Raw genomic sequence first — 6,301 nt, 5'->3', positions numbered from 1 at the left:
ACGCCAGAAACCTAGAGCCGCAACGACGTGCGCCCACCTCAAATCAACAAACCACCCACGGAAACGTCACAAGAGCCCAGTTTCTTCCTGAATTCATGCTGGGTGACGACGTTGTCATGCTGGCAATGGATACCGCAGGTGCGGCGGTCATCCATGCCGCGTTGAACGATGCGGTGCAGCATGGATGGTCGCGGCTAGAACACGACGGAGTCATCCACGAGTTCCGGATTCAGCCCGGTGCAGCCGATATAGAACAGGTTGAAGGCCGCATCGAGTGGCTCCTAGATCGGGCAGCTGCGGTTGAAATCCTTGATGACCTAGCGACACCCGCCGACCACCCCGGACATCAATACGTCGATATCCACACGCCTACATCAACCCTGGTTCTGTCGTACGACGAGTACACGCCCGAATATTTCGCGCATCTTCCGACGAATTGCGGTACGCCAAGCCGGGCGAAAGCTGACGGGAGCTAGTTCGGCTTACATCCTGTAGAAGTCGACGGTGAGCTGAATGGATTCGTGCCCGAGCTGCCGCGACACGATCGTGATCGGCGTGCCTCCCGTCAACCAACTGCCACTAGGCATAGGTGTGGTGCAGATCGTGCGGGGTGGGCTTCCCCGCCAATTCAGCTTGCGCGACAGCGAAATTCCCCCACACGTCACGCCAGAACCACTGGTAACGCACCGGCCCCCATCAGTATTGGTGAACACGAATTCCCCTGACAGTCCAGCTTCTGCAGCAGCCTTGTGGGTACGTCGACAGCGTACCGCTCGTCGGTCTGCGATGCGTGTCGTCGCCGACTTCGAGCCCGAAAAATCCGGTGCACAAGCGGTTTTCGATACCGCCGACGGTGAATTGCACTCCGCACTCAAGAAGGGCACCACCTACCTTGCGCGCAACGTCGCGGTCGCTGCTGCTGTCGTCTCGCGCGCGGCCAAGGAGCTGCACGAGGACCTCTCCACGCCCATCGACGAGGTGATCGAGGAGGCCGGCTCAGGCCACCAAAATTGCCGCTGTCGAAGCCGAACTCGAAACTGCGCAAAAGGTTCTCTCCAACTTGGAGTGAGGCCTTGGCGAATTTGCTACTTGGAATGGGGCTTCGGCTCACTCATGATCGCCTCGTAGTCGCGGCCGCCGTAGAAGACGCCGATGACTATCAGCTTCTCACCCAACACGGCGAAGGCAATGACGACGCGTCGCCTGAAGCCAATTGTGCGTAGTCCTGGCCTTACGTCGTCGCGCGCTCGGCCCCGATGCGGAAACGCCGCCAGTTCTTCGCAGAACGCCACGATGTCCTGGCTGTAACGCGCCGCGACGTCCGCCGATCCAGCAGTGGCGATGTACCGATATAGCTCAACCAGTTGATCTTCCGCCTCTGGCGTAAAGACAACGGTGAGGGTCACGCGCCTCCGGCCTGCTCGGCGGCCAATCGTGCGCGCACCCTGTCGGCACTGACAACGCGTGACTCATCAGCGGCTACCGCGTCATACGCCGCCGCGACCTCATCACGAAGCCAGGCTTCCACTGCATGGTCACGCGCGAACAACGCGCGCAGTCCTTCGCGGATGACTTCACTTTCGCTGGCGTACTCCCCGGAGTTCACGCGCTGGCGCAACGCATCCGCCATGTCGTTCGGGAGCGTGATACTGAGTTGCCGCGTTGTCCGCATGACCACCTCCGCGAGTAGTAGGACTGAATCCTACTCCCACGCTGGCGCGGCAACCCCGCAAAAAGGAGAGCCGCGAAGGCCGATGAAGGGCGTTGCCAACCAAAAAACCCGCCCCGACCGAAGTCAGAGCGGGTTTTCAAACGTGGAGCTAAGGGGACTCGAACCCCTGACCCCCACACTGCCAGTGTGGTGCGCTACCAGCTGCGCCATAGCCCCGTTTGTCGTGCCCCACGAAGTTACACCACCGCTACCCTGCATTCAAAATCGCTGGTCACGGCAGCTCATCGGCCGAGTCCGGCCCCAACGGGCGGGCCGGAGTGTGCTCGTGGGAAGCCGCCGGCCGGGTCTCCGGGGCGAAGAGCCAGCCGACCGCCGCGGCGAGCAGAATCACACCGGTGGTGACAAACGCCACCGTGAAGCTGAGGTGCAGGGCAATCTGGCCGACCGCGAACGAGCCGACGATCGCGCCAAGGTCAGACATCATCTGGAAGGTGGCCACCGCGGTTCCGCCGCGCGCCTTGTTGCCGACGACGTCGGCCACCGCGGCCTGCTGCGGTGAGACGAACATGCCCGTGGCCGCGCCGGTCACGTAGGCAGACACCAAGAACAGCGGCAGCGAGCTGCTGAACCCGACCACTACTGTCGCCGCGGCCGACGCCGTCAGCCCCACGATGACCAACATCCGGCGTCCGACCCGGTCGGACAGGTAGCCACTGGGCACCACCGCCGAGACGTTGCCGATCGCGAAGGTGGCCAGCGCCAGGCCCGCCGTACCAGCGCTGCGGCCCAGCGCATCCACCACAAACAGTGGCACCAACGCGATGCGCAGTCCGACAGAGGACCATCCGGAGGCGAAGTTGGAGAACAGCGCCGCGCGATATGCCGGGTGCCGCAGCACTTTACGCATCGAGACCTTGGGAGCGTCTTCAACCGACGGGGCGGCCAACTCGGAATGGCGCAGGCTGATGAACACCACCGCGGCGGCCACCAACAGCGCCGCACCATAGATCAAGAACGGCGCCGAGAGTCCGAACCCGGCAGTCAGACTGCCCAGCACCGGGCCACCGACCGAGCCGACCAGGAACCCGGAGGCGAACAACCCGGCCACCCGGCCGCGAGCATCCGGCGGCGAAATCCGGATCATCAGGCCGAGCGAGGACACCGTGAACATCGCCGAGCCGAGCCCGCCCAGGGAACGGAACAACAGCAACTGCGCGTAGGTCTGGGCGAACGCGCACGCTCCGGTGGACAGCGCGACGATCAGCAGTCCACTGATGTAGACCCGACGCTCCCCCAGCCGTTGCACCAGAGAGCCGGCCGGTGGGGCACCCACCAGGCGCATCGCGGCAAACGCCGTGATCACAAAGGTGGCTGCGGCAATACTGACCCCGAAATGCCGGGCATAGTTCGGCAGTACCGGCGCCACCACGCCGTAGCCGAGCGCGACCACCACGTTCGCGCAAACCAACAGCCAGACCTCGCGCGGCAGCCTCTGCGTGGTCTTGACGGTCACCCGACGACTGTATTGACCACCTCCTTGGCGGCCTGCTGCACCTCCGCCAAATGCTCGGCGCCGAGGAAAGACTCGGCGTAGATCTTGTACACGTCCTCAGTTCCCGACGGCCGAGCGGCGAACCAGGCGTTCTCGGTGGTGACCTTCAGCCCGCCCAGCGGGGCGCCGTTGCCGGGTGCCGCGGTCAGCTTGGCCGTGATCGGTTCACCGGCCAGCTCGGTGGCGCTGACCTGTTCGGGCGACAGCTTGGCCAGCCGGGCCTTCTGCTCGCGGTTCGCGGGCGCATCGATGCGCGCATAGCTCGGTGAGCCGTAACGCTCGGCCAATTCGGCGTAGCGCTGCGACGGCGTCTGGCCGGTGACCGCCAGAATCTCGGAGGCCAACAGCGCCAGGATGATGCCGTCCTTGTCGGTGGTCCACGTCGAACCGTCGGTACGCAGGAACGACGCCCCGGCACTCTCCTCCCCACCGAACCCGATGCCGCCGCTGATCAGGCCGTCGACGAACCACTTGAACCCGACCGGCACCTCGACCAACTTGCGGTCCAGCCCGGCCACCACCCGGTCGATGATCGAACTGCTCACCGCGGTCTTGCCGGCCGCGGTGCTGCCCGGCCAGTTCGGCCGATGGGTATAGAGGTAGTCGATAGCCACCGCCAGATAGTGGTTAGGGTTCATCAGCCCGCCGTCGGGAGTGACGATGCCGTGCCGATCGGAGTCGGCGTCGTTTCCGGTCGCGATCTGGTAGGTGTCGGGGTTGCCGGTCACCTTCCGAACAAGCCCGGCCATCGCATTCGGCGAGCTGCAGTCCATCCGGATCTTGCCGTCGGTGTCCAGCGTCATGAACGACCATGTCGGATCGACGTAGGGGTGGATCACGGTGAGGTCGAGGTTGTAGCGCTCGGCGATCGCTCCCCAGTAGTCGACGCTGGCGCCGCCCAACGGGTCGGCGCCGATGCGGATGTGCTCGGCGCTGATGGCGTGCAGGTCGACGACATTCGACAGGTCCTCGACGTAGGCGTTGAGGTAGTCGTGCCGTTCGACGCAGTTCCGCGCCTGCGCCAGGGGCTTCCGCCGCACACCGTCGAGCTTGCCCTTCAGCAGTTCGTTGGCGCGTTTGGCGATGGCGCCGGTGGCGTCAGTGTCGGCCGGGCCGCCGTTGGGCGGGTTGTACTTGAACCCGCCGTCGCGCGGCGGGTTGTGGGACGGGGTGACGACGATGCCGTCGGCCAGGCCATCCCGTCGGCCCCGGTTGTAGGTGAGGATCGCGTGGCTGACCGCCGGAGTCGGCGTGAAGCGGTCGGCCGCATCGATCATCACCACCACGTCGTTGGCGGCCAACACCTCCAACGCCGATTCCCACGCCGGCTCTGAGAGCGCATGCGTGTCACGACCGATGAACAGCGGACCCGTGGTGCCCTGGGCGGCCCGGTACTCGACGATGGCCTGCGTGGTGGCCAGGATGTGCGCCTCGTTGAACGCCGCGTCCAGGCTCGATCCGCGGTGCCCGGACGTGCCGAAGACCACCTGCTGGGCGACGTTCTCGGGATCGGGTTGGGTGGTGTAGTACGCAGTCACCACATGTGCGACGTCGATGAGGTCCTCGGGTTGAGCCGGTTGTCCGGCGCGGGGATGGGCAGCCATGCAACCGATTCTGCTCCCGAACCGATGTCGCTGCCGCCGCACGCGCACCAGAGGCCATACTTTTAACCCATGTTCGGCCACGATCTCCGAGAACTGGCCGCAGTGTTCGTCGGCGGCGCCCTGGGCACGGTGGCGCGCGCCGGCCTGGCAGTGCTCGTGGCGCACGATCCCGGTCACTGGCCGTGGCCCACGTTCATCGTGAACGTCCTCGGAGCGTTTCTGCTCGGCTACTTCACCACGCGCCTGCTGGAGCGGTTGCCGGTGTCCAGCTATCGACGCCCGCTGCTGGGAACCGGCCTGTGCGGCGGGCTCACCACGTTCTCCACGATGCAGGTCGAGACGATCACGATGCTCGAGCACGGCCACTGGGCATTGGCCGCGGGTTACACGGCGGCCAGTATCGCCGCCGGACTTTCCGCGGTGTTGACCGCCACCGCGCTCGTGCGGCGCGCGGCGGTGCGCTGATGACCGCCGTGGTGTGGGCCGGCGTCCTGGCCCTCGGGGGTGTCGGTGCGGTCTGCCGATTTCTCCTGGACCGCGCGGTGACCGCGCGCCACACCCGGGGTTTCCCGTTCGGCACCCTGGCGGTCAATCTGAGCGGCGCCTTCCTGCTCGGCTTCCTCGGCGGCCTGGCCCTGAACCCGCACGCCGCGCTGCTGGCCGGCACCGCATTCGTCGGCTCCTACACCACGTTTTCCACGTGGATGCTGGAAACGCAGCGCCTCGCCGAGGAACGTCGGCTCTGGCCCGCGCTGGCCAACATCGTCGTCAGCGTGGCGCTCGGGCTCGTCGCGGCGTGGGCGGGCATGGCGGTGGGCACGCGACTGTGACCACCACCGACTACCTCAAGCTGACCACGTACTTCGCCGAGCGGCTGCGCCACGAGCAGCGGTTTGTCGCCGATGCGCTCCTCGACCTCTACGGCAGCAGCGACGTCGCCCTCAGCGTGATGCTGCGCGGGATCGCCAGTTTCGGCCCGCACCATCAGCTGCGCACCGACGAGACGTTGACCGCCTCCGAAGACCCCCCGATCGCCATCGCAGCCGTCGACACGGCCGCCACGATCTCCGCGCTGGCCGAGCAGGCCGTGACGCTGATCCCCCGCGGTCTCATCACCCTGGAACGCGCCCAGCTGATCCGCCGACAGAGACCGCCACCGACGGTTACCGACATCTGCAAGCTCACCGTGTACGTCGGCCGTCATCACCGGATCGGCGGGGCGCCCGCCCACCGGGCGGTGTGCGACCTGCTGCACCGGCGTGGCTTCGCCGGCGCCACGGTGTTCCTCGGGGTGGACGGCACCGCGCACGGCCACCGCCGCCGCGCCCGGTTCTTCAGCCGCAACACCGAGGTGCCACTGATGATCATCGGGCTGGGAACCGGCGCCCAGGTGAACGCCGTGCTCGGTGACCTCACCGCAGTGCTGGACAGTCCGCTGCTCACGGTGGAACGGGCACAGCTGTGCAAGCGGGG

The 6,301-nt window shown here is 66.2% G+C and carries 7 protein-coding genes, 1 tRNA gene and 2 pseudogenes; 5 read left to right on the top strand and 5 right to left on the bottom strand.

The features are described from left to right. Both A5699_RS09625 and A5699_RS29060 read left to right on the top strand, forming a co-directional pair. Nucleotides 1-476, top strand: a pseudogene (locus tag A5699_RS09625) (hypothetical protein); the annotation flags it as partial. A 310-nt stretch (nt 477-786) separates the two neighbouring features. Then, nucleotides 787-1,069 (top strand): annotated as a pseudogene (locus A5699_RS29060) (DUF6319 family protein). Nucleotides 1,070-1,085: 16 nt separating this feature from the next. Here A5699_RS29060 and A5699_RS09620 read toward each other — a convergent pair. From A5699_RS09620 to pgm, 5 genes are all read right to left on the bottom strand, one after another. Further along, complete coding sequence (locus tag A5699_RS09620; RefSeq protein ID WP_067768580.1) at nt 1,086-1,406, bottom strand: type II toxin-antitoxin system RelE/ParE family toxin; 321 nt, start codon at nt 1,404-1,406, stop codon at nt 1,086-1,088. Continuing rightward, nucleotides 1,403-1,672: a type II toxin-antitoxin system ParD family antitoxin gene (locus A5699_RS09615; protein WP_067768584.1), complete on the bottom strand. Its 270-nt coding sequence runs from the start codon at nt 1,670-1,672 to the stop codon at nt 1,403-1,405. The genes A5699_RS09620 and A5699_RS09615 overlap by 4 nt, the downstream gene beginning before the upstream one ends. Before the next feature lie 143 nt (nt 1,673-1,815). Beyond that, a tRNA-Ala gene (locus tag A5699_RS09610) sits at nt 1,816-1,888 on the bottom strand. A 55-nt stretch (nt 1,889-1,943) separates the two neighbouring features. Continuing rightward, nucleotides 1,944-3,185 carry an MFS transporter gene (locus tag A5699_RS09605; protein ID WP_067768578.1) on the bottom strand — a complete coding sequence of 414 codons (1,242 nt, stop codon included), beginning with the start codon at nt 3,183-3,185 and terminating at the stop codon, nt 1,944-1,946. Continuing rightward, nucleotides 3,182-4,828 (bottom strand): phosphoglucomutase (alpha-D-glucose-1,6-bisphosphate-dependent), encoded by a 1,647-nt coding sequence (gene pgm / locus A5699_RS09600; protein ID WP_067768575.1) that lies wholly within the window; start codon nt 4,826-4,828, stop codon nt 3,182-3,184. The genes A5699_RS09605 and pgm overlap by 4 nt, the downstream gene beginning before the upstream one ends. A 69-nt stretch (nt 4,829-4,897) precedes the next feature. On the opposite strand from pgm, the gene crcB (A5699_RS09595) reads away from it, so the two are divergent. From crcB (A5699_RS09595) to A5699_RS09585, 3 genes are all read left to right on the top strand, one after another. After that, nucleotides 4,898-5,293: a fluoride efflux transporter CrcB gene (gene crcB, locus A5699_RS09595; RefSeq protein ID WP_067768574.1), complete on the top strand. Its 396-nt coding sequence runs from the start codon at nt 4,898-4,900 to the stop codon at nt 5,291-5,293. Continuing rightward, nucleotides 5,293-5,658, top strand: a complete 366-nt coding sequence (crcB, locus tag A5699_RS09590) for a fluoride efflux transporter CrcB (RefSeq protein WP_067768572.1) — start codon at nt 5,293-5,295, stop codon at nt 5,656-5,658. Before crcB (A5699_RS09595) ends, crcB (A5699_RS09590) begins: the two co-directional genes overlap by 1 nt. Beyond that, on the top strand, nt 5,655-6,301 hold a 647-nt coding region (locus A5699_RS09585), incomplete at its 3' end, for a DUF190 domain-containing protein (RefSeq protein WP_197508247.1). The genes crcB (A5699_RS09590) and A5699_RS09585, both read left to right, overlap by 4 nt.

It is taken from the genome of Mycobacterium sp. E802 (assembly GCF_001666875.1).
Taxonomy (GTDB): domain Bacteria; phylum Actinomycetota; class Actinomycetes; order Mycobacteriales; family Mycobacteriaceae; genus Mycobacterium.
Note: the sequence above shows the minus strand (reverse complement) of the source record. Positions and strands in the feature narration are given on the sequence as shown.